Here is a 22,293-nt window from a genome sequence, read left to right as displayed (position 1 = left end):
TTAAAGGAATTAATAGTCAAAGAAAAAATCTATGTTTAGCCTTTCATCGTTTCATTTTCTAGATGACAAAAAACAGCTAGAGATTGATCCCTAGCTGCTGATGATGAGATAGATAGTATTGAACGACCTTACTCCACCACAATCACTTTATTTCCACCGTCTTTCTCCGCAAAGTTCACCGTAAATAGATCCGTCGAAGCATCATAACTGATTCCATCACTTTGAGAGACGATTTTTTGGTAGTCTTTTGGCAATTTTAAGGTCATGGTCGTCGTTGTTTGAGTTGGATCAGAAAAGGCATAGATGGTTTTGCCTTCTCTACTTGTTCTAATCAATGAAAGAGGCTTGTTAGTAGTAATATCGGCGACACTACCTCCATCATTCTGCCAAAAATTGATACCTAAATAGTCAGTTTGATCAAGTTTTACGGCTTGAACTTCCGAGGTATTGGCTAAAATCTCCAGCGGTTTTTCTTGGGCATAAGCAGTCAGTTCTGTTTCATTGATGCCTGGCAACATGACATACGCATAATGATCCTCCACGGGATTTTTGCCATGATTGATCAAGAATTTCCGATATTCTCCGGTATAAACCGCGTTACTTGGAAATGCCTCATTGATTTCTGTATAGCTGCCTGTTCGTGTTTCACTTACCACGTTTCCTGTCGTTTCTTCTGGAAAATAGTAACCGATATTGGCCTGAGAATGATTGGAGTCTAACAACAACCACTGCTTGCTGCTTGTCTCATTTGACTGATTAATGCTTCCTTGATCAGAAAGGATTTGATAAGTATACTCATCATTTAGTAAGCGATTATCCACGACCGTCTCAATAGAAGCTGTCGTATCACCAGTGATTCCCGCACCTAAAGCGACAATCTGCCCATCAATGATAAACCACGATTTTTTTGCCCGCACGTTCATAGGTAAAACATTCCCGTTATTTTTTGTACCCGTTTTGTTTAATGCCATTCCCACCGCAGCTGCACCATCATAAGCCACACCGCCTACCCACTTTTCTGGAGACGTTACCGTTGTAAAAGCTGAATTTTCATCCGCTAATTGTATGGTATCCACGGTTGTTCCTGGCAAGCGATATGGATCGACGGTCGGCCAATAACTAGAATTGAATTGAACTTGATCATCATTATAGAGGTAGAGCATCCCGTCTGCTGTATGCCACCCACGCTTGTTTTCCTTGTTGCCAGCTTCAAAGGAAGAAATACGACTGGAATATAGTCCTAAACCCACCATATAATCAGTTGTTCGTTGAACAAAGCGATCCATTGAAGCGTACAGTTTTGTTCCCGTAAAAGGTAATGCATCCCCTGTAATCGATGGGTCTGTCAAGAGATTCATCGTCATTTGTAAATCATTGAAGTCTCTTGCATTCGTCAAATAATAGTCTGGATTTTCTTTGAGCCAATATTTGGCAGCTTCACGGAATCTTTGCTGGTATTGAGTTGGTGCGAATTGGGATACGATCAGCAAATTATAAACTGTTGATGAGCCATAACCGACTTTGTTTTTGGCTGGAGCTCTTGAAATCGAACGACCATTGACCAACGGCAGCATTTCTCCTTGATAGATCAACGGCAAGAATGCTTGATCAACATTTTTGACAAACGTTTGTACGAGATCAGCGTCCATCTCAAAACTTGACCCTTGCGTGATAGCTAGAATTTGTCCCACACCCTTGATCAGTACATTTCCATAAGAACCAGTATAAGGGATCGTGTTATGCTGAATAAAGGAGCCATCTTTATAAAAACCATCGCCTTTTGTGACTAGCTGAAATACTTCTTCGATACTTGCTGAAGCTTGTGTGATTTCCCCAGCGTCCCTTTGCAAAATGCCCAAGCCTAAAACAGTAAGCGCGAGATCTATACGATTAGCACCAGAAGTCACAAAATTTGGAATAAAAGCAAGCTCAGTAAAACTGCCTTGTGTCTTCGTATACAATTGCTTGAAGGGATCTGGTACATAACTGCTGATAATGGCAGTGTATTGCTGTAATTTCTCGGACGGTAACTCAGCGCCTAAAATCATTAAAGTACTGATCAGTTTTTGCGGAACACCGATTTGCCAATCCCACCAGTTTCCATGGTACTTTTTCCCATCGTACCCTTTTCGAGTGACCATGAAATCTATCCCATCAATAATCGTCGTCGCCACTGCATTATCTTGATACAAAGAACTACCTTTCGTGCCATAGGCTAAAGCCATTTTCTGTAATTTTGTAAATTGAGTCGTTACATCCGCTGAAGCAGTATTCCCTTGTTCGAGGGGCCATAGGCTCGTTCGATCAGATGCTTTATTTATTGTTTGATACAACGCCTCAGCTTCTGAGGTGACCATCTGCACGTAATCAGCCATAGTCGAATTATTTGGATCATAGTTATCGGAAACCAGTTGATTTTGCCATTTTTCTTGCAGCTGCATAAATTCTGCTGTATGATCTTCCACGGGCAAGCTGTCGGTAGGACCGCTGCGCATCGATAATACCTTCAGCTTAGATAAATTGCCAAACAAACGGATACCCACATACCCGGACCAGTCCCCATCAATTGCCTTACCATTGGGATAGTTTACCTTTTGATTCTCATAAAATAGCTGATCATTTAAAAAGGCACGAAAACTCGAGCCCTCATACTGAAGCAAGAGTTTATATTTTTGTCCCGCAATCAAAGTAGGTCCAGAAATAGCTGTCAGCCATTTTCCACCTGGTTGACCAAGTTGCCACTGCCCATCACGATTATAAGCAAACGATTGCCACTGATCTGTCTTTTGTTCATCTGCGCGAAAGACCACCCCAATGTTCGCTTGGTCTTCATATAAAAAAGTAGTTTCAAAATCCCCTGAAGACCGCTTGGGAGCATCTTTGTTGAGCGTTACTGATTCCAGATTGGTGCCTTGTTTCGTATTACTGATCATTAAACCAGTAGAATTTTGTGCTACTTCGGCTTTCCCGACTAAATCTTGCCAAGACCCTTTCTGATTAGAAAAATCCGAGTGATAGATCGATTCTGCTTCCGGCAATTCGGGTATTTGTTCCTCGGCATTTCCAGAAAGACGAGTGGCGCTAACTACCGAATACAGCAACAAGAAACACCCCATGATCAGCAGATATTTTTTCCCTTTTTCCATCCTTTACTCCTCCTATTTTCCCGCGCAAAAGATAGCGCTATCATTTTGTGGAATGGGAAAAGAGTGAAGAAATTCATTTCCGCACTCTTTTCCATTTATTTCAGCTATTCTTAAAAGAAAACAGGTTGAATACCCTAACTGCTTATGCGATTTGCAAAACAATAACAGCAGCTGCCCATTTCCTTTTACACCATGATTCTTTCTTAACCCAAAATACCAAACGCACTCAAAACGATCGACAAGATCAAGATGATCCAAATCACTCGAGTGGAATTTAGTTTCTTTTGGCCTAACATCCAGTAGGTCAGCAAGACGAGCAAGATAGGTACAAGGGATGGCAAGATGGCATCTAACGTGTCTTGGATCACTAATTCGACACCGTCTTTTTTATAGACAAAAGGAACAGTTGCTTTGACCACCGAGGGAATCAAGGCACCAATCACTGTGACCCCTAAAACGGTTGCGGCATTGGTGAAGGCAGATAATTTGTCTTTCAAGGTCGTCACTAATTTGACCCCTTGTTTGTAACCTAGGGGTAGCAACGCTGCCCGACCAAAAAGTAACGCGATATTGGCGATGATCCAGATGACACAACCAACGACGGAACCATTTTGCGCCAATGTGCCAGCAACAGAGCCAAAGATCGTACCCCAAATCACGTGGAACAAGGAGTCACCGACACCGGCTAAGGAACCCATCAAGGCCGTTTTCAAGGCGATGATCGTTTCTTTGGCTTTGTGTCCGTCTTGTTCTTCAATCGCGACATCGATCCCCATGATCAAGTTCCCAAAGATCGCATTGGTATTGAAAAATTGATTGTGGGTCCGCAGCATATCTTGCAGCTGGGTTTCATCATGGCCATAGAATTTTTTCAAGACGGGCAGGATGCCGTAAAGGTAACCTGAACTCATCATTCGCTCATAGTTCCAGTTTAATTGGCTTGCCAAAATATAGCGCCAGCTAATGGTATTCAACTCTTTTTTTGTCAGTTTTTGATCACTCATCGCCATCATATCCTCCTTCAAAATCTCCAGCAGCTGCCGTTGCAACGGTGCCTTTTTCGCTATCTCGTTTAAAGACTAACATTGCTGCTACAAGTCCGATGATGGAAACGCCGAGCATTGGGACTTGCAGATACGCAGCTAAAAAGAAGCCTAATAACAAATAAGGAATGTAGTGCTTTGTTGGCAAGTAGCGCAACAAGATCGCTACCCCGACGACTGGCAAGACGCCACCAGCGGTTTTTAGTCCAGTCATCAGCCATTCTGGCGTGTTATCGGTAATCGTCGTAACGACTGCATCTCCAGCTAAAAGCATCAATAAAATCGGAATCGCCCGTGACAATCCCCATAAGAAAGAACCCGATAAAACTAACCGTGGGATTCGTTTGACTTGCATGTTGTCGATGGCTCTATCGATCCGGTGTAGTAGAAATACGTTACAAAAACGAGCCACGACGTCCAGTTGCAGCATCAGTAAGGACACTGGAACTGCTAAGCCGATGCCGTATTCCGCGCCGTTTCCTGAGATCACGGCAAACGCCGTTCCCAGTACTGCGCCGGTAAAATAATCTGGGACGGATGCACCACCAAATGCGGCGATCCCTAAACGCATCAACTGCAAGGTACCGCCGACCATCAAACCGGTCTTCAAGTCCCCCATGATCATTCCAGAAATCATTCCGGCGATCGCTGGTTGGGTCAACGTATTGGAAATAAGTGAATCATTAATAGCAATAAAAGCATAAACAGTAATAAGAATGATTTGATACGCTGCTAAATGCATGAATTTTCCTCCTAATTGTATGAACGAGTCTTAACTGGCTGGTTATCGATCGTTGTGTCGCCTCAGATAAATCGTGAAAAACACTCGTTTTTTGACAAATCCTTAGCTACATATTCTCCTCGATCGAAGCGCTGCCTGATTTATCCTCGTAATTTCTTCATAAAGTCGATCGATGGTTCATTGGGTACAAGCTGTGCCGTGACGGTGATGCCTTTTGCGGCGATCGCTTCAAAGATCGGCTCTTCTTCTGGCAGCACTTGAATGCTTTTGGTCACTTCCCGTGCGCCTTCTTTGTAGCTCATGTTGCCGACGTTGATCGCTTTGATCGGTCCATCTGCTTCAATATAACGCAAAACATCTTGGGGATTTTTGAAAAGTAAAAACAACCGTTGCTTGCCGTAACGACCAGCGCGAATATTCTTGGCTGCAGTTGCCACTGGAAGGACGGAAAGTCGCATCGAAGTTGGCGCTGCCATTCGTAAAGAAGATTTTTGTAATGGGTCTGCGGCGGCTTCATCATTGGCCACGATGATCCGTTGCGTGTTTAAACTGGTGGACCAGATACCGGCGACTTGTCCGTGGATCAAGCGCTCATCGATCCGACTATTGACGATATTTTCTTGCCCAGCATACGCACTGTAATCCCCTAATTCCTCTTGCTTTTCTTCTAACATTTCTTGTTCTGCCTGGTTCATTCCTGCTTTGACATCAACGATGTTTTCTTTGGCTAAGCAAAGCAGCTCGTTGATCGTCGCTCGTTGATTGACGACTGCCTCGATCACTACAGACAATGTCATTCCAGCGAAAATCGCCACTTCGTCATCCTCTAAATAATTCTTGACTGCAACGTTGCACGGGGTCCCTCCTAATAGATCCGCAATAATCAATGTTGAACCGTTAAGGGCTTTCATTTTCTCGTTCAATTCTTTTTCAAACTGCAGATTGTCACTATCTGGTCGTAATGAAACGGTGTGAACGTTTGCTTGCTGGCCTACGATCATCTCCAGACTGCTTTTGACCCCTTCCGCCATGCCGCCATGACTGATCAATACAATGTTTTCCACTAATTTCCCTCCTACTCCGTAGGTCGCCCTACTTAACATGTTATGTTTCTTGTAAGCATACTATACCACATGGCAAGCCATCCGTAAACCTAATATCTTAACATATTGAATTTTATTTTTTAGGCCTGTACAGACTGGAAAACAACATATTTTCTACAATAATTAAGTGGCAGGAAAGGATTTAACATGTTATGCTTGATGTATTCATATGGAATGGAGGGAAACCACTGTGTTGCCAAAGTATGAGCAGATCAAGCAAGATCTTTTACAAGAAATCAAAGACCATAAATTCATTCCCGGCGATAAGTTTTATTCAGAGGCGGATATCAAGCGGATGTATTCTGTTAGTTCGATCACGGCAGTCAAAGCGTTGAATGAATTGACGAGTGCTGGCTATCTGTATCGCATCCAAGGCAAAGGGACCTTTGTTTCAAAAGCAAAAGTATCTCAGAGTGTGAAGTTTTCCGACATCGAGCTGCATTCACTGGACCAAGAAAAGGTCAAGGTTCTTGCGGTGGAAGAAGGAAATGACCCCGAGATTTTGAAAGAATTAGGCTTGGCTGCCAGTGCTTCCTACTACCGAATCAAACGGGTCCGCTATTTTGGCGATGTTCCTTTCTTGGTTCACATCACTCATCTGCCGAAGAAGCTGATGAAAGAACCGATAGCCAAAAACCTCACCCGATATGCCAGTGTTTATGAGCGGGTCCGAAAAGACTTTGCGATCGACCTTTTCTCATTGGCTTCTGTTGAAACCAACGAAATCGTCTTTCCTGATGACACTGAATTGTTGAACTTATTGCAACTGAGCTTCCGAGAGCCTGCGGTCAAACAAGTCAAGCACTCCTATTTGGCAGATGGAAGTGTCGCTGAATACATCGTCAGCTACAAGCATTGGAAATATTTCAAAACAAAAATAGAAGTAGAGCCCGCGTAAATTTGGGTCTCTACTTCTATTTTTTTATTCCACGACAGGTTGATCACAGAAAACGAGTTCCTTGATCTCCACGCCATCGGTTTCAAATACCACGACTTCGTTGCTGCCTTTTTTCAAAAATTCTTTCGGACAGTATAAGGAATGCACGGGGCCACGTTGCCAATAGCGACCAATATTGGTGCCGTTGACGATAACGACGCCTTTGCCATACCCACGGCAATCGATGAACGTATCTCCTACCTCTGTCAGCGTGAAGGTCGTTTGATAAAAGGAGGGGTGTGTCGGATTTTTTCCTGCTTGATAATCGATGGCTTGTAGCTGCTCTGCGGAAAGCGTCAATGGGTAATGACGATAGCCTTGATGGAAATGAATATCTTGCATGATGCCCCCACGGATGCCTTTGGCTTGTGTAGGCCCATTCAATTTAAAGCCGTAGTTCACGCGCCCTAAGTTTTCTACTAAGACATCTAGCTCGATGGTTTCTTTATCTGGTGTCCCTTGGATCAACAGCTCCTCACCTAGCGTTTCTTGGTATTGGATCGCCTGTAATTGGCCGTCGGTAAAAATATGCAACCGATCGCTAGCTTCTACCACTTTTAATTTGTTTTCTCGATGATAGTTTTTTAACTGAACCGAATAGAGCAAATAGCCGTAGCCTGTACTGGCAGCTTCCATTGTTAGTGGATACATGTTTTCTTGCGGTGCCATCAGCTGATCTTTGATGGCCAATAACGAAACACTGTTTTCGATGGGAAAGGTTCCTAATGCCGCTAATTGCTTGGTCCGTGGGTTGGCTTGCCACACTTCGGGACAGGCTTCTTTTATGGCTTTTTGTACCTGATAGTATTTGTCGGTAGGTTCTCCTGCTTCTGTCAGTAAAGCATCGTAATCATAGCTGGACACTTGTGGTAGATCCAGCGCTCCCCGAGCGGAACAGCCGTTGTAAAAGCCAAAGTTCGTGCCTCCATGGAACATGTAGAGATTCAAGGAGCCGACTGCTAACATCTCTTTGACTTCATTGGCTAAGTCTTGACCGTCTCGCTTGATGATCGGCTCGCCCCAGCGGTTGAACCAGCCATCCCAATATTCCATGCACATGATGGGCCAGTTTTTGCCATGTTTTGCCATAAACTCTTTCATCACAGCCGCATTTTCCTTGGAACGGCTGCCGAAATTGCCTGTGACAAAGACGTCGTCTTCAATCAATGTCCCAGCGTCCAAGACTTCTTCCCATGCCCCATCTGAAGTAAACAAGGGTACATCGATGCCGCATTCTTCCATCAACTCTTTGGTCTGGCGCAAATACGTTTTTTCCATTCCATAAGAGCCGTACTCATTCTCCACCTGCATCATGATCACTGGACCCCCATGGGTGATCTGCAACGGCACAAGCTTTGGGAGCAAGACCTGGAAATAGTTACGCACCTTTGCCATGAAGCGTGGGTCGGTTGAGCGCAACCGCATCGGTTCGTTTAACAGCCAAGCTGGCAACCCGCCAAATTCCCATTCAGCACAAATGTAGACGGAAGGCCGCAAAATGACCATCAAGCCTAGCGCTTGGGCTTGCTTTACAAAAGCACAGATGTCTTTCATTCCTTCAAAGTCGTAGACTCCTTCACGAGGTTCGTGGAGATTCCAAGGAATGTAGGTCTCAACTGTGTTGGCTCCCAGTGCTTTTAGATTGTAGAGGCTATCTGTCCATTGCGCCGGTGTCATGCGGAAATAATGGATCGCTCCGCTGATCAATTTGATTGGTTTTCCATCTAACAAAAAATCTTCTTTTATCTCAAACGTTCGCATGTCGTCTTCCCCTTTACCAGTATCTTCGCCAATTAGGCAATGCCAATCGGATCAATCCTTCTAAATAGAAATAGTCTCCCCAAAGATTGGGTTCATCGATGCCTTTGCCTTCCGCATGAGCATACACACCATGCAGCAATAAGCCTTCATTTTCTGGCACTTGGCTCGCTGCATATTGCTCGCCTAATTGGTAAAGCATCCCCTTAGCGATTTTTTTAGCATCAGGATACGCACCCATTTTCTCTGCTTCCAACAAGCCACAAGCTGCGATCGCTAAAGCTGAGCTGTCTTTTTCAGCAGGATGTTGGTCGTTAAAATCAAAGTCCCAATACGGCACGAGATCTGCGGGTAAATGAGCCAAAAACACCTCCACGATCTGCGGATAATTTTCTGGAAAAGGCTGGCTATGCAAGTAGCTTTCATTCAAAGGAAGCCCTAAAATCGCCCAGCTTTGCCCTCGTGCCCAAATCGATTGGTCGCTGTTTCCTTGATGCGTCGCCCCGTGACTTGGCTGCCCCGTTTCAGGATCGAAATAATACGTATGAAAGGTGGTGGCGTCATTTTTGATGACAGTCTTTCGCACTGTCTGATAATGCTTACTCGCGGCCTCTGCGTAACGAGTCTCTCCCGACAATTGGGTTGCTGCAAATAAAAGCGGCAAGTTCAGTAGCGAATCAATAATCAAGCGGTATTCTTGTGGGTCGCCATAAGTGCCCCAAGCTTGAATAAATTCCCCCTTTTCTTGAAAACGTGCCAACAAAACATCTGCTGCTTGAATGACTTCTTGCTTGCAGTGTTCATCGCCAGTGATCTTGTAGCCCGCACCGGCAGATAAGCTATATAAAAATCCAATATCATGATGATCTAATACAAAATGGTCGTCTAAGCGCGTTTGAAAACTGTCGATATTCTCCATTGCTCGAGTCAAAAAGTTCTTCTCTTTGGTCCACTCATAGGCGAGCCACAACATCCCCGTCCAAAAGCCATTGGTCCAATCATCGTTGCCTTTCAGCCGATATTTGCCATTGGTGGCACAGGCTGAAGGAAACTGTGTGCCAAAGCGCTGACTATTTTTTTCGATCTGTTGGATGCACGCGGTGATTTTATCCGCTAACCACACATCGGTCACGTTTTCTCCTAACAGGATCAAGCGTTGTTTGTTCTCTTGCAGACGCATGTTTATCCTCTCCTTAACTTGTTAACATATTAACTGAAATCATTATAACGTAAACGCACTAAAAAAGCGACCTTCCTTCGTTGATTCCTATAAAAAGAGCATGACAGCTGCCCACAAATGCAGACCTGTCATGCTCTTGTCCTCTTTTTTTAACAGTTCCAACCAAATACTTCGATTTGTGTAAGAGCTGGAAACGGGGAATCATCCTCTGCTTTTTGCAGCTCTTTATAGGTCAGCTTAGTCGTTTCTTTTTTCGGAAAACGAACTTCTTGAAAAGACGCCGTATTTGTCGTTTCCACCACCAGCTCTTCTCCATCAGCAAAGACCAAGGTCCCTTTGGTCCAATAGCTATCATGGGGATAATCTGCCCGTAATAGAAAACGAACCCGATCGATCAAGACAGGACGACCAAAATCAATGGTCAATGCAGCGTCGGCTTGCTGATTGATGCCCCAAGAAGCAAACGGATACGAACCGTGGGATCGGTTGCCATATTTTCCATCGATCGCATTCTTGGCAAAAAAGACGGAATCATCTCGCGTCTCCACATTCGCTGAAGCATGAGGATACGCCCCTGTCGCTGACTTTTGATCATGGGCATTGAAAGATAAATTTTGATAATTCGTGATCTCAAACGCATGGGCTTTACGCACCATCAGGTGATGGCGCTGCGAGGCAAAGGCCGTTTCCACCGAGGACTTTCGATGAGATTCCGTCCAAGGGATCTGATATTCCCAAGTGGATTGGGAAAGATAGATCAGTGATGGTGCTAAGGTTTCATCAAGCTGAAGGACATAATACGGATTTTTCCCCGTCACCTCAACGACGATCTTATCCCCTTCCTCATAGGGATAGTTTTTAATGGCTAATACGGCCAAATTATCACCAGAAACTTGAAACGGCGCGGGTTCTTTTTCATGGTCGATGCGACCGACGATCACCTGGTCCTGCTTATTTTTTATTGCTAGCGTAATCATTTGGATCGCTCCTTTCTTTTTCTACGATACCACCGACTAAACAAATCAAACGGTGCTTCCCTGGTGGAATATGTTGTGCTAAGTATGGAAAACTAGTTCTTGGAAAAAAGACGGAGGTATTAGCTTCTGGCTGAACAATACTGGCTTGTTGATAGCCTTCGATGTTGATGATTTGAGAACAAAAGCCTTCTTCACTGACTCGACTCCATGTCGGTCCTGTTTGGGCCTGAGGCAACCGTCCGATTAGCGGTACACTAAACCCGCCCTCACGGAGGTCCAACGAAATCGTCGTCGTCAACTCGTGCACGCGCACATGCCACTGACCAAAGGGATAAATCTCAGTTTCAATCACTACCTCCTCAAAGGGTGCCCATTGGTAAAAGACCCCTTTTTCCGTCACCCGATAATCCCTGACTGCGCCCTTCGTGCGAAAATAGCTGCCATCTCGAGCAATAGCTAATGTGCTATCGAAGGCGCCTTCGGCATACGTGACGCCAGCTTTCGGCACACTGAAACCAAGTTTGCTCGAATAGACGAATTTGCTGTATTTTGCTTGAGCATGGGCTTGCTGTTCAAGCATCAAGCCTGCAGGATACCCCAACAGATGATGGCTTTTTTCATTGTGCACCAGCAACATATTGCCTTTTTCAATCCGTTTTTGCGGCTCTCTTTTGATTGGCTCAGGTTCAGCCCGCCAAAAAGGATGCGTTTCTGCGACCGCTAAAAGCAAAAAGGTCTTCAGCCCCCAATAAGGCGAGCCTGGTGCATTATACCCTTCTGCCATTACATGATTTTCATAGTGGTAGCCGATGGACAAGCGACCATCGAAAGTGAAAATTTCTTGTGCCATCCAATTGCGCAAGTGCTTCGCCAGTAGTCCTCGCACCTGTCCCCATGGGATCGCTTCGACGTCTGCGAAAACCAGTGCCGAGAAAAACGCCCCTTGCGCAAACCGATAAGTCAGGCTGCGGCCATAGGGCAAGGCTTCGCCATCTTCATCAAAATAATAGACGAAGTCTTGCGCAAATAGCGTGGCTCGCTCTTTAAAACGCTGCGCCCATTCTGGATCTTCGTCTTGCATAAATGTAGCGTAAATCAAGCCGTAATAATGAAACGCAAAAGGAATGTAGTAATCTCGCTGCGTCGTTTTCCCGTCTACGTACCAACCATCGCCAACGTACATGGAATCGATCAATGCCAACTCTTGGGACAATTCTTCTTTTGCCAACGGTTCCCCACAGTGAAACAAGGCAACGCGTATCAACACTTTGAAGAATGTCCAGTTGTTCTTAGGAATCTTGCACTCAAGTGCTTGGGAAAGCCAAGCCACTAGCTTTCGCTGGTTCTTCTGCGGCAACGCTGTCCAAAAAGCGTCCTTTTGCAACAATAGGGTCAATGACAATGCGGCTGCTTCCACGATGTATTGATCATAATCCGTGATCCTTCCCCAGTAAAACGCGTGTTCAGGATCTGTCCCTGCTATCACTTTTTCTACGTAAGCTGCTCGTAACGGATCATCTGGGCAAACCCTCCAATAAGGCGCCAGCCCCCACAAAGGACGCACAAGCGCTTCCATCTCAGCCCGTGTTCGGTCATACACGGCCCCACTGCTACCTAGATTCAATCCTGGATAGTCATCTGCCAAGATCGCTTCTCGCAAAGGAGCGATCATGTCTTCCAATGCCCGCTGATAATCCAGACGCGTCAAAAATGGATTCTCTTTGATTGCCATTTGCTTCATACGCCATCTCCTTCTGTCAATTTACAGAACAGAATAGCAAGCCACGGCTTTTTTATCAAGCGATCTTCTACTGGCAATACTGCTGAAAAATGAGAAAAGATTTCGAGGGATTTTTGACTTAACCTGTTAACAAATCTTTTAGGATTGATTTTCTTCCCTTCTTTTTCTTTTAACTAGCAAAGTTAACTTAGTCTATATGAAAAAATTATGATAAATCATCCATAGTGCTCTGACTTTTTTTCATAATTTTTTGCTCCTTTTTTGTCTAGATGAGGGCAGCGTCCGTTATACTATCAACCTTTTTTCACTAGAAAAAGACACCCTAGAGCCTTAAGTCAGAAGCCTGCCACTTCTTCTCAAAAGCCCTTAAGATGTCTGATTATTGGCCATTTCTCTTGTCAAACAGTGAAAAAACTATTCCTTGACTGCGACTTTGTCCCACCAAGAAGTGGCGGTCTTTTGGATCACTTCATTCAAGTCTTCGATGTGCTGTTTTCCAGTACTTGCTAGCCATTCTTTGGCTGCTTCTGTTCCTTGTTTTACAAAGGGTTCAACACCATCTTTCCACGTTGCCCGGCCGCACAAGACGCCATTGAAGGTGGAGCCAGCTTCTTTGGCAAAAACCAGCGTTTCTTGGAATAAGCTGGCTGATACGCCTGCACTGAGAAAAATAAACGGCAGATGCGTCGCGTCGCTTTGCGCTTTGAAATACGCGGCAGCTTCTTCCTTGGTATGCACGGCTTCTCCCTTGGCAAAACCTGCCACATAATTCATGTCGACTGGTACTTCCACCTTTAACACATCAACTTTGTATTGCGGTTTTGAAAATTCCTTCATCAATCCGATGACTTTTTCTGGTTTGCGTTGCGCATATGCTTTTGAGTCGACTTCAGGCAATTTAGCATCATAGGAAAGGACTTCTAAAAAGAAGGGCAGATCAGCCGCTTGGCATTCACTGCCGAGTCGTTCCACAAAGACATGTTTCAACTGATTGATATGGGCATCTTCATCTACATCATAGTAAAGCAAAAATTTGATGGCATCTGCGCCAGCTGCTTTTAATCGCTCAACCGACCATTCCCCTAATAAATCAGGCAAACGTCCCGGCGTAGTCGCATCATAGCCGGTTTTTTCATACGCCAGCAAAAGCCCCGCCTCTGGATCACGGCTTTGCGCAGCTGCCAACCCATATTCTGGATCTAATAAAATAGAAGACGCGTAAGGGGTCAATTCTTGTGAGACTAGCGTTTTAAACTGGCTGATTTTCTCTGCGTCAGCCTCAACGCCAAGTGCTGCCATCATTTTTTTCAAGGCTCCTCGTTGGTCGATCGCTAAAGCTGCGATCACTCCTTCTTTCGTTGACAGGCGATCCATCGCTGCTTTTTTGGCTTTCGTTACGGTTGCTTTCATTAAAATTCCTCCTTTTTTGTCCATGCCAAAGAATCAACCGCTTTCACTTTTTTCAGCGTTGGCGAAACGGTTGTCAGCACGTATAAAAATGTCTATTGATGAAGCCGTTCGACTGATTGACCACCGCACGTATCGACTTCGTACACGAAAAGATACGTGCTCGTGGTGGGCTTTCTCAGTCATCGTTCGTTGTTATACGGATGAATCGTCACGCCTTTGACCACCCGATTGACGGTACGCGTTGGCGAAGGTGTGTCGGGTGTATTCCCGACTTTGATCGATGCTAGCAGTGCGATCGTTTGTGCAAAGACAATGTCTGCTAAGGCAAGATAACCGTCTGGCAATGATGTGTCATCTGGAAAGAAAAAGTTTGTTCCTGAGAAATTCACAGCTGTCGGCTGTCCGATAGCAGTCACTGCGGCGGCGATGCCGTCGCTCTTTAATTCTTCCAACATATCAAGATCATACTGCCGCGTGTAGGACGTATTGCTGACAAAGACAAAGACGAGGGTTTGATCATCTACGAATGATTTCGGTCCATGACGGAAGCCCATCGAAGAATCGAACACGGTGGCGATTTTTCCCGCAGTCAGTTCCAATACTTTTAGCTGTGCTTCCCTGGTCAACCCCGACAACGTGCCTGACCCAAGGTAAACGATCCGCTTAAAGGAACGGTCCGTCAGTACTTGGAGTTCTGTTTCTCTGTCGATCACTTCTTGCCCCAATCGGCTAAGGGTTTCAACATAATGCCTCTTTTCTGTCAGAGGCGTCTGGTCAAAAATCAGCAGTGCGGAAAGAGCCATGCAAGAAAAACTTCCCGTCATTGCAAAGCCAGCATCATTTGACCTCTCAGGCATCAATAACAGATAGCTCGTTTCATCAGCGGCAGCTTGTTGTGCCAAAGATCCGTCGGCTGCACAAGTGATCGTCAAATGATAACTGTCGGCAACGAATTGATCGACGATTTTGACCGCTGCTAAACTTTCTGGTGAATTGCCGCTTCTAGCAAAAGAAACGAGCAGTGTTGGTTCATCCGCAAATAAAACTTGTTCTGGAGCTGCGACAATATCCGTCGTAGCAATACTTTCAAAAACATAATCCGCAGTTGCGCCGGTCTTATTCAAGTAAGGAACGATCGTATCTCCGACATATTGCGACGTCCCCGCTCCCGTGAAGACCACCCGGATTCGTTTGTCCGTCTTTTGCTTGATGGTACGTAAGAAAGTCGCGATCGCCTCTTGCTTTTCTTGATAGATCGTCAAGGTTTCTTGCCAAAGTTCTGGCTGTTGTTTGATTTCTCTTGTTGTAATCTCCGCGCCTAATTCTGCTAATTCCTTTGTTGACAGTTGAAACATCTTTCTTCCTCCTAGCTACTGTTTTTCCAGTATGTATTCCCAGTGACGGTGCGAGGAGCGCTTGTCTTGGATGAATGCTTAGCGATCACCCAAAGGGCAAACTTCCCCGACCTCACTGGTTTTGAATACACGCCTTTTCTTTGCTCGAGTGGATCATTTCAGACTGTCTAGGAAATGCGCTACTCGTCGTTACGCAAGTGGCGGACTTTGTATCTAAATTGGTCTGCTCGAGCAACACTCAAGGTGTATTCGATCACTTCATTTTCAATATTGAACGTGCTGCGTACCAGGTTCAACACTGGCGCACCTTCGTGGATTTTCAGCAATGCCGCATCTTTCGCACTGGCAATGCTGGCAAAAAATTCTTCGTCCGCGAGGCGGATCACTTGATGAAAGTCTTCATGAAATATATCGTACAATGGTTTTTGCTCGATCATCTCACTCGTTAAATGCATGAAACGTTTGACCGGCAGATAAGAACGCTCGATCATCATCGGTTGGCCATCAGCAAGACGCAATCGTTTTAACTTGTAGATCGGCTCGCCGATGGAAACTTGCAACTGAGTGGCAAAATATTTTGTCGCTTCCATTTTTTTGAATGCCAATACTCTAGTTTCTGGTTGTTTTCCTAGTGCTTTCATCTGTTCGGTAAAACTATACGAACCTGATAAATTGGTTGCCTGCTTGCGGATATCCGAGACAAAGGTGCCTTTGCCATGTTGGCGATAAATATAGCCTAATTTTTCTAACTCCTGTAGAGCCAAGCGAACGGTGGTCCGACTTAATCCGTAGCGCTTTGACAGCTCTCTTTCTGAGGGAAGCATTGTGTCTGCTTCCATTTCATTTTCGATTTTTTCAATCAGTAAATTTAACAATTGATCGTATAATGGTTGTCGATTTTTATTGATATTCATAAGCCCCTCCAAACTGGTTACTACCACATAACGAGTGTACTATTTCCCGATAGGCGTGTCAAACAATCGTCTACAGGGGCTCTGTTTCCTGAATTTGTGTCTTTTCACGCAGGAAAATGAACCAATTGCCAGCACGAGCTAAGCTGAAAAGTCAGCTGTTGCTTGCTTAGCAAAACTCCTCCTACGTGTTGCGCCGTTTCTTCTGCTAGCTTGCTTATTGCGGCCAAATGGATGGATACAGGCCAAAGCCAGAACCGATCAAGCCGATCACTAGCAGCAAAGCGATACATTTCAACGGCGTCCAGCCGCGTTTTGATAAGAAGAAATACAGCATCAATGTGATGGTCAATGGAATCACTTGCGGCAAGATCCCATCGAGGATTTTTTGAATATCGATCGTCACGGGCACTTCATTGACTTTGTTAAACGTCAATTCATATTTGCCGTTAGCCAGTTCGTTGACCGCCGCATTTTCTTGCAGTGTGTCGGTCAATTGACCATTCTCATCCGTGGTATACAACATGTCTTCGTAAGCGGCAATGGCTGCTTGATCATCCACGATCGTCGTCGCTTGCGTCACTTCATTGGTAGTGCCGTTAGGGATCTGAATATCCAAAGACGTCGCTCCATACACGCAGGTCAAGGAGCCAACAACAAAAATCCCTAAAATACTCGCTGCTCGGGTAAACTCTTTGGCATTTTCCGTTAAGATGCCAATTGCATCTGTCCCTAAACGATAGGACCAGTGCATCAAGAAGTACCGCAAACCAAATTGGGCCGCATTGAATACCAGTAAGAATATAAACGGTGCAGCGATATTGCCGCTGATCGCCATATTGGCTGTGATACCCGCCGTGATTGGTACCAAGGTAAACCAGAACAACGCATCACCGATCCCGCCTAACGGTCCCATCGCGGCGACTCGCACTGCCCGAATCATGGGAATATCGGCTTTGTTTTGTTCCATCGATAAAATGATCCCCATCACAAAGTTCACCAAAAATGGATGGGTATTGAAAAACTCTAAGTTATGGCTCATTGAAGCAGCCAAGTCCTTTTCATTTTTATGGATCTTTTTCAATCCCGGTAAAATACTGAATAACCAGCCTCCTGCCTGCATTCGCTCATAGTTGAAAGAGGCTTGTAGAAATAAGGAACGCCAGACCATATTGTTCAAGGTCTTTTTATCCAGTTGTTCTGCGGGCGCTTGTTCGCTATAAGAATCGGGAATATTATATGCCATCTTCATCGCCTCCGAAATCATAGGTATTGGCTGCTGCTACTTTAAACTTGGACTGGATTTGATAATCCCAAAAAGCTAATGCAAAACCGATAAAGGCTAGAATGATCAAGGCTGGTCCTTGCAAAGAAGGTGCCGCCATTACGATCGTGGCTAAACCAAACCCCATAAAGAAGAAGCCCCACATTTCTTTGGAAACCATCACTTTTAGTAAAATCGCAAAACCGACATACCGCATCATGCCCCCAGCTGCGCCGAGCCCACCCATCAACCATTGAGGGATCGCTGCGACCGCCTGATTCCCGAAGGCAGCACCGCCGATAAAGAATAAGACCACGATCAAGCCGAAGATCGTTCCAAGACCCGCCATCGCTAAATAATTGATTCGATCAATGCCCTTCGTATTGGCATCATGGGCGTAGCTGTCAGCTTTTGACATCACTGGCGACATTAGTGAGAAGATAATCGTCACCCCATATTGCCCCAGCAAAGAAAACGGAATCGCCGTAGCAACCGCTACTGTTGGTTCTAGTTGCAGCGTGATTGCTAAGATTGCTGCCATAATTCCGCCAATCACCGCATTTGGCGGTTGCGCGCCGCCCACTGGCATATTGCCGATCGTCATTAACTGATACGTTCCGCCAACGATCAAGCCGGTTTGAAGATCTCCAAGAATAAGTCCGATAACCATCCCAGTAACAATGGGTTGGTACAATGATTCTAAAAAACTAAATTGATCGATCGCGGCAATGAATGTGACTATGAAGACTAGAATGATTTGAAAAATCGTGTAATCCATTTTCTTTCTCCTTCCTTACCTCTGCATTACTGAAACAATTTCTTTTCATCTTCAACAGGTGTCGTTGGAACCCGCTGGATCACTAATTGCACCCCCATTTCCTTCAGTTTTTTAAAGGCATCGACATCTACTTCATCGACGGCAACTGTCGTAGCAACCTGTCTTTTCCCTTCTGACATATGCATATTCCCAATGTTCAGTTTCTTGATCGGCACCCCACCTTCAGCTAATTTCAACGCATCTTGCGGATTTTCAACCACCATGAAAATCTTTTGTTTTGGCGATGCTTTATGAATGATCTCGATGGTTTTTTGAAGCGAGAAATACCTCGTTTGGACGCCAGCTGGCGCCGCCATATCCATCAACCCTTGTCTGACTTTGTCTTTGGCGACCTTATCATTTGCCACTAAAATTAGATTTGCCCCCAACGTACCGTTCCATTGTGTGGCAACTTGCCCATGAATCAACCGATTGTCGATTCGCGTCAATAAAATATTTGGTTCTCCCATAAATATGTCCTCCTTCTATTTACTGCATGATTTCTGCAACCGCACTACGTTCTACTTCGATCACCGTTCCCGATTTCACCCTTAGATCCACTGTCTCTTTCCCAAGTGCTTGAATCTCCCCAATAATGCCGCCGTATAATTTGATTTTCTGCCCCTTTTTCAAGGACTGCTGCAATTCAGCGAAATAACCTTTTTGCTTTTTCAGATGTTTCCCATTCAAGAAAGATGAGACCGCCAAAAAGAGAAAGAGAAAAACAAGCACCACGATTGAGGCTGCTAAGATCATTTCCCACATGTTTAAATTCCTTCTTCCTCATTGATTTCCTCATGGCCTTTGATCTTTCCGTGAAAAATACCGGTCTTGCCAATCTCTGCCAGTTCTTGGCAAAAGCGCTCTGGATCAGCTGCTGTATATCTAGTCAACGAACCTTCCACTAGCATCAGCAGATTGCTGCCGCCGATGACCTCGACTTGCGGGTCCTCATTGGCAGCGGTCATCGCAACATTAAAAGGGGTCCCGCCCACAAGGTCTGCACAAATCACGACCCCATCACAGGTTTCCTTTAATTGATCGATTGCTCCTTGCAACTCTTTTTCAAAGTCAGCTAACGGATTTTCCTCTAAAAACGGCACTGCTAGAAACTGTTCTTGCGGCCCTGCAATCATCGCAAGCGCATTTTCCATCCCTTGCGCAAATCCTCCATGACCTGTTAAAACCAAACCAAGCATCTTATGTCCTCCCCATATTCTCAACTGGTAGTAACCACATATCCAATATAAACACTTTCATTTTGTCTGTCAACAAAATTTTTGTTTTTATATAAAAATGACTTTGTTATCTTTAAGTACGAAAAAGAGCGTAAATATTGTGTTTATAAAACATAATAATCTATTATTTTTAATGATAAGCAAACTAGACATATATGCGATTGTTATTTTTCACAAATTTTAGCATCTGCTTTCAGATACTGGTATTAAAAGAACCATACGCTCATTTTTTTCCGATGAAAACCTCTATTTCCCCTTGAAATAAGCGATCCTAAGAATACCATGCTGAATAAAATAAAAAACCAGTCAGGGTAACTCCGTGACTGGTTCTTTATTTTCGCTCGAAGATATTTTGAACTGCCGCATGATAAATATGGTAAATCACTCGGGAAATAAATAATGAAAAACGCAAATCATCTCGATGTGAAACGGTCATTTTTTTCTAGTTCATGTGAATCATTCCCTATCCCTGATTTCGCTATTTTCTAATCTTTCCTTCAGTAGTTGATAAATATCTTTCTCATAGGTTGCCGAAAGGAGTTTTTGTCTAAAGGTAGTGTCACTCACCAAAGCATGTAGGGTCGTTACTGCGTTTAAGTGGCTCTTCTTGTCCTTCGGCGCAATCATAATCAATAGTTGAACACCTAACTGCTTAGAAAATTTCACTGGTTTTTTTACACGAAGTAGAGACATCCCTAACTCGTACACTCCGTCTTCCGGTGCAGCATGAGGAATAGCAACACTCGGTGCAATAACAAAATATGGATACTCACTATTATAATTTTTGATGATTGTCTCGATGTATGCTTCTGAAACGAATCCTCGTTTTAGTAACGGCTTTCCGCATTGTCTAATCGCTTCTTCAAAGGACAGCTCGCCTGTATCGTAAGTCTGGATATGGGCGCACGGCAACAGCTCTAACAATTGACTTTCTTTTTGGTAATTATATGGAACTTGCTTTGATGAGGTTTTGTGAAAAATATGTTTTTGCAGTTCTTTTCTCAACTGTTGTTTTGAATGGATCGTTGCATATTTTCCGATCAAAGAAATAAGCTCATCTATTTCATGCTCACTGCTAGTTCTGATCAAGTTACGGTTCTCGAAAGCGTCTATTTCTACTTTTTCTCGTAATAACTTCTTCTCCGAGTCTGTTAAAAAGTGCTTAATTAAATAGAATGGTTGGTCTGTGTCAATTTCAACAGTAGAGAAAATAAGGTCTACCTGGGGGCCAACATCATAGTATTCTCTTAACGACATAAAGCGAATAAAATTTATTTGAGGAAACAGTTCTCGCAAGCTTTTCAATAAAAGGTGTGACACAGAAATGCCGTGCATACACACGACAACTGCGGTCTTCTTTTGATCATTTCTTTTTTTCGCTTCATGTAAGAAGCTCATAAATAGAATCACTATGTACGAAAGCTCCATTCCTGTGAAGTTAATATTTAGCTCGATCTCAATAAATTTGATCGATTCTTTTACTATCAGTTCAAATGCTTTATATTCATTTTCTATTTTTTCCGATAGTGTATTTTCATCTGGCACCCCAAATCGAATTCGATAACTCGCTGGTACAATATGCTGATACAACACATCTTTCAATTCTTCCTTATTTTCAATCACGGTAATACTACACTCTTCAAATCGTTGGATACTTTTCATGATTGCTGTATCTAATTCTTGATTGTATCGAAACATCATTCTTTTTATAACGTTCATGCTGAGTATATGCATGGTGATGTAGTAGATTTCTTTCGTAACGAGTGTTTTGGGGCTGTCTTTGTATAAGTCTTTAAAACATTTTTCTGCTGTTTCATGAGTTTTCTTATCCAATAATCTATTAACCGTACGAATCGTCGACTCTTCAATCGACTTTTTTTGTTTTGCCCGCTGAATAGATAGATAAATGATCATACTTAAAAAAGATACTTTAATTTCAGAAAAAGATACATTCATCTTTTTTTCTAATTGCTCAACTCTTAGGGAAACTTCATTTATAAGGTCGTGCTCTATCATAAGAACTGATTTAGACTGTAGAAGTGTAGGATCTTTTTCTTGTTCTTTTTTCAATAGGTTCGTCCATAGCTTTCGGATCTCTATTTCTTTCCCATGCAAATAATATCCTGTTTGACGCGCCGATCGAATACCTACGCCGTTTCTGTTAGCTAGTATTTTCAAATTTTTGATATCTGTTAAAATCGTATTTTTACTTACTCTGAATTTTTGGGCTAACCCGCTTAAAGTGAACTTCTCGTATAACGTGATCAAAAGCAAAATATATATTTGTCTTTCCTCAGCAGTATAATAGACTGGTGCTTTTTCTAAGGCTAAAATTTCTTGTCTATATTTCTTTTTTATGTCTAACACATAGTAAGAACCGCTCTTGATAATTACCGGAAATCCTTTTTCTTGTAAAAATTCGTTTACTTTTCCGATTCGATAGTCTAACTGATTTTTACTCAAATAGAATTCTTCCATCAAAACATGTGCAGAGATACTTTGATTGTTCAAAATAAATAGCAATATCCGATGCATCATCGAGTCCATTTGTCCCCGCCCCTTTTCACCTAGATCCATTCAAACAACTTTTGCCGATTCTCCCTAAGTACTTTCTGTGTACTATTAGAAGTCAAGGGCTATAAGAGTTCATCTTATAGCCCAGTTTGACTTT

General features: G+C 43.8%; 18 protein-coding genes. 1 reads left to right on the top strand and 17 read right to left on the bottom strand.

Annotated features, from left to right (window positions below):
* Positions 1 to 128: 128 nt before the first annotated feature.
* The 4 genes from A5883_RS14835 to A5883_RS14820 form a co-directional block, all read right to left on the bottom strand.
* Positions 129 to 3,146 (bottom strand): polysaccharide lyase 8 family protein, encoded by a 3,018-nt coding sequence (locus A5883_RS14835; RefSeq protein WP_086338939.1) that lies wholly within the window; start codon positions 3,144 to 3,146, stop codon positions 129 to 131.
* A gap of 203 nt (positions 3,147 to 3,349) precedes the next feature.
* On the bottom strand, positions 3,350 to 4,159 hold the full coding sequence (locus A5883_RS14830) for a PTS system mannose/fructose/sorbose family transporter subunit IID (RefSeq protein WP_005226799.1): 810 nt from the start codon (positions 4,157 to 4,159) through the stop codon (positions 3,350 to 3,352).
* A complete protein-coding gene (locus tag A5883_RS14825) occupies positions 4,143 to 4,931 on the bottom strand; it encodes a PTS mannose/fructose/sorbose/N-acetylgalactosamine transporter subunit IIC (protein WP_005226797.1) in 789 nt (262 codons plus the stop codon). Before A5883_RS14825 ends, A5883_RS14830 begins: the two co-directional genes overlap by 17 nt.
* 140 nt (positions 4,932 to 5,071) lie before the next feature.
* The gene (locus A5883_RS14820; protein ID WP_176324014.1) at positions 5,072 to 6,034 is read right to left on the bottom strand and encodes a PTS mannose/fructose/sorbose transporter subunit IIAB; all 963 of its coding nucleotides are present in this window, start codon (positions 6,032 to 6,034) and stop codon (positions 5,072 to 5,074) included.
* Between the two features lie 190 nt (positions 6,035 to 6,224).
* Between A5883_RS14820 and A5883_RS14815 the strand changes: the two genes are divergently transcribed.
* A complete protein-coding gene (locus A5883_RS14815; protein ID WP_086338937.1) occupies positions 6,225 to 6,932 on the top strand; it encodes a GntR family transcriptional regulator in 708 nt (235 codons plus the stop codon).
* Between the two features lie 24 nt (positions 6,933 to 6,956).
* Here A5883_RS14815 and A5883_RS14810 read toward each other — a convergent pair whose 3' ends face one another.
* The 13 genes from A5883_RS14810 to A5883_RS14750 all read right to left on the bottom strand — a co-directional run bounded on the left by A5883_RS14810 (position 6,957) and on the right by A5883_RS14750 (position 22,169).
* Positions 6,957 to 8,732 (bottom strand): glycoside hydrolase family 35 protein, encoded by a 1,776-nt coding sequence (locus A5883_RS14810; protein ID WP_086338936.1) that lies wholly within the window; start codon positions 8,730 to 8,732, stop codon positions 6,957 to 6,959.
* Between the two features lie 13 nt (positions 8,733 to 8,745).
* Complete coding sequence (locus A5883_RS14805; RefSeq protein WP_086338935.1) at positions 8,746 to 9,909, bottom strand: glycoside hydrolase family 88 protein; 1,164 nt, start codon at positions 9,907 to 9,909, stop codon at positions 8,746 to 8,748.
* Positions 9,910 to 10,058: 149 nt separating this feature from the next.
* Positions 10,059 to 10,886: a DUF7402 domain-containing protein gene (locus tag A5883_RS14800; RefSeq protein ID WP_086338934.1), complete on the bottom strand. Its 828-nt coding sequence runs from the start codon at positions 10,884 to 10,886 to the stop codon at positions 10,059 to 10,061.
* Positions 10,861 to 12,627, bottom strand: a complete 1,767-nt coding sequence (locus A5883_RS14795) for a DUF2264 domain-containing protein (RefSeq protein ID WP_086338933.1) — start codon at positions 12,625 to 12,627, stop codon at positions 10,861 to 10,863. The genes A5883_RS14800 and A5883_RS14795 overlap by 26 nt, the downstream gene beginning before the upstream one ends.
* Before the next feature lie 414 nt (positions 12,628 to 13,041).
* Complete coding sequence (lacD, locus tag A5883_RS14790) at positions 13,042 to 14,037, bottom strand: tagatose-bisphosphate aldolase (RefSeq protein ID WP_254907876.1); 996 nt, start codon at positions 14,035 to 14,037, stop codon at positions 13,042 to 13,044.
* A gap of 179 nt (positions 14,038 to 14,216) precedes the next feature.
* Complete coding sequence (locus A5883_RS14785) at positions 14,217 to 15,392, bottom strand: SIS domain-containing protein (protein ID WP_086338931.1); 1,176 nt, start codon at positions 15,390 to 15,392, stop codon at positions 14,217 to 14,219.
* Between the two features lie 179 nt (positions 15,393 to 15,571).
* Entirely contained in the window at positions 15,572 to 16,306 is a 735-nt protein-coding gene (locus A5883_RS14780; RefSeq protein WP_005226773.1) for a GntR family transcriptional regulator, read from the bottom strand.
* Positions 16,307 to 16,520: 214 nt separating this feature from the next.
* The gene (locus tag A5883_RS14775; protein ID WP_005226771.1) at positions 16,521 to 17,549 is read right to left on the bottom strand and encodes a PTS system mannose/fructose/sorbose family transporter subunit IID; all 1,029 of its coding nucleotides are present in this window, start codon (positions 17,547 to 17,549) and stop codon (positions 16,521 to 16,523) included.
* Positions 17,539 to 18,345, bottom strand: a complete 807-nt coding sequence (locus tag A5883_RS14770; protein WP_005226770.1) for a PTS mannose/fructose/sorbose/N-acetylgalactosamine transporter subunit IIC — start codon at positions 18,343 to 18,345, stop codon at positions 17,539 to 17,541. The genes A5883_RS14775 and A5883_RS14770 overlap by 11 nt, the downstream gene beginning before the upstream one ends.
* Positions 18,346 to 18,371: 26 nt before the next feature.
* A complete protein-coding gene (agaV, locus tag A5883_RS14765; RefSeq protein ID WP_086338930.1) occupies positions 18,372 to 18,854 on the bottom strand; it encodes a PTS N-acetylgalactosamine transporter subunit IIB in 483 nt (160 codons plus the stop codon).
* Positions 18,855 to 18,873: 19 nt separating this feature from the next.
* Positions 18,874 to 19,149 (bottom strand): preprotein translocase subunit YajC, encoded by a 276-nt coding sequence (yajC, locus tag A5883_RS14760; RefSeq protein WP_008376459.1) that lies wholly within the window; start codon positions 19,147 to 19,149, stop codon positions 18,874 to 18,876.
* 2 nt (positions 19,150 to 19,151) lie between these two features.
* The gene (locus tag A5883_RS14755) at positions 19,152 to 19,583 is read right to left on the bottom strand and encodes a PTS sugar transporter subunit IIA (protein WP_060791613.1); all 432 of its coding nucleotides are present in this window, start codon (positions 19,581 to 19,583) and stop codon (positions 19,152 to 19,154) included.
* Between the two features lie 495 nt (positions 19,584 to 20,078).
* On the bottom strand, positions 20,079 to 22,169 hold the full coding sequence (locus A5883_RS14750; protein ID WP_176324013.1) for a BglG family transcription antiterminator: 2,091 nt from the start codon (positions 22,167 to 22,169) through the stop codon (positions 20,079 to 20,081).
* Positions 22,170 to 22,293: the final 124 nt, after the last annotated feature.

The sequence above is a fragment of the Enterococcus sp. 5B3_DIV0040 genome, from assembly GCF_002140755.1.
GTDB classification, from domain to species: Bacteria; Bacillota; Bacilli; order Lactobacillales; family Enterococcaceae; genus Enterococcus_D; species Enterococcus_D casseliflavus.
This window is presented reverse-complemented; position numbering and strand designations above follow the sequence as displayed.

What these genes read in the sequence shown, in the direction of transcription:
- A5883_RS14800 (WP_086338934.1), bottom strand. Translation starts at nt 10,886, where the DNA reads ATGATTACGCTAGCAATAAAAAATAAGCAGGACCAGGTGATCGTCGGT.
- A5883_RS14795 (WP_086338933.1), bottom strand. Translation starts at nt 12,627, where the DNA reads ATGAAGCAAATGGCAATCAAAGAGAATCCATTTTTGACGCGTCTGGAT.
- A5883_RS14785 (WP_086338931.1), bottom strand. Translation starts at nt 15,392, where the DNA reads ATGTTTCAACTGTCAACAAAGGAATTAGCAGAATTAGGCGCGGAGATT.
- A5883_RS14770 (WP_005226770.1), bottom strand. Translation starts at nt 18,345, where the DNA reads ATGGATTACACGATTTTTCAAATCATTCTAGTCTTCATAGTCACATTC.
- A5883_RS14825 (WP_005226797.1), bottom strand. Translation starts at nt 4,931, where the DNA reads ATGCATTTAGCAGCGTATCAAATCATTCTTATTACTGTTTATGCTTTT.
- A5883_RS14805 (WP_086338935.1), bottom strand. Translation starts at nt 9,909, where the DNA reads ATGCGTCTGCAAGAGAACAAACAACGCTTGATCCTGTTAGGAGAAAAC.
- lacD (WP_254907876.1), bottom strand. Translation starts at nt 14,037, where the DNA reads ATGAAAGCAACCGTAACGAAAGCCAAAAAAGCAGCGATGGATCGCCTG.
- A5883_RS14810 (WP_086338936.1), bottom strand. Translation starts at nt 8,732, where the DNA reads ATGCGAACGTTTGAGATAAAAGAAGATTTTTTGTTAGATGGAAAACCA.
- A5883_RS14780 (WP_005226773.1), bottom strand. Translation starts at nt 16,306, where the DNA reads ATGAATATCAATAAAAATCGACAACCATTATACGATCAATTGTTAAAT.
- A5883_RS14750 (WP_176324013.1), bottom strand. Translation starts at nt 22,169, where the DNA reads ATGGACTCGATGATGCATCGGATATTGCTATTTATTTTGAACAATCAA.
- yajC (WP_008376459.1), bottom strand. Translation starts at nt 19,149, where the DNA reads ATGTGGGAAATGATCTTAGCAGCCTCAATCGTGGTGCTTGTTTTTCTC.
- A5883_RS14835 (WP_086338939.1), bottom strand. Translation starts at nt 3,146, where the DNA reads ATGGAAAAAGGGAAAAAATATCTGCTGATCATGGGGTGTTTCTTGTTG.
- A5883_RS14820 (WP_176324014.1), bottom strand. Translation starts at nt 6,034, where the DNA reads ATGTTAAGTAGGGCGACCTACGGAGTAGGAGGGAAATTAGTGGAAAAC.
- A5883_RS14830 (WP_005226799.1), bottom strand. Translation starts at nt 4,159, where the DNA reads ATGATGGCGATGAGTGATCAAAAACTGACAAAAAAAGAGTTGAATACC.
- A5883_RS14755 (WP_060791613.1), bottom strand. Translation starts at nt 19,583, where the DNA reads ATGCTTGGTTTGGTTTTAACAGGTCATGGAGGATTTGCGCAAGGGATG.
- A5883_RS14775 (WP_005226771.1), bottom strand. Translation starts at nt 17,549, where the DNA reads ATGGCATATAATATTCCCGATTCTTATAGCGAACAAGCGCCCGCAGAA.
- agaV (WP_086338930.1), bottom strand. Translation starts at nt 18,854, where the DNA reads ATGGGAGAACCAAATATTTTATTGACGCGAATCGACAATCGGTTGATT.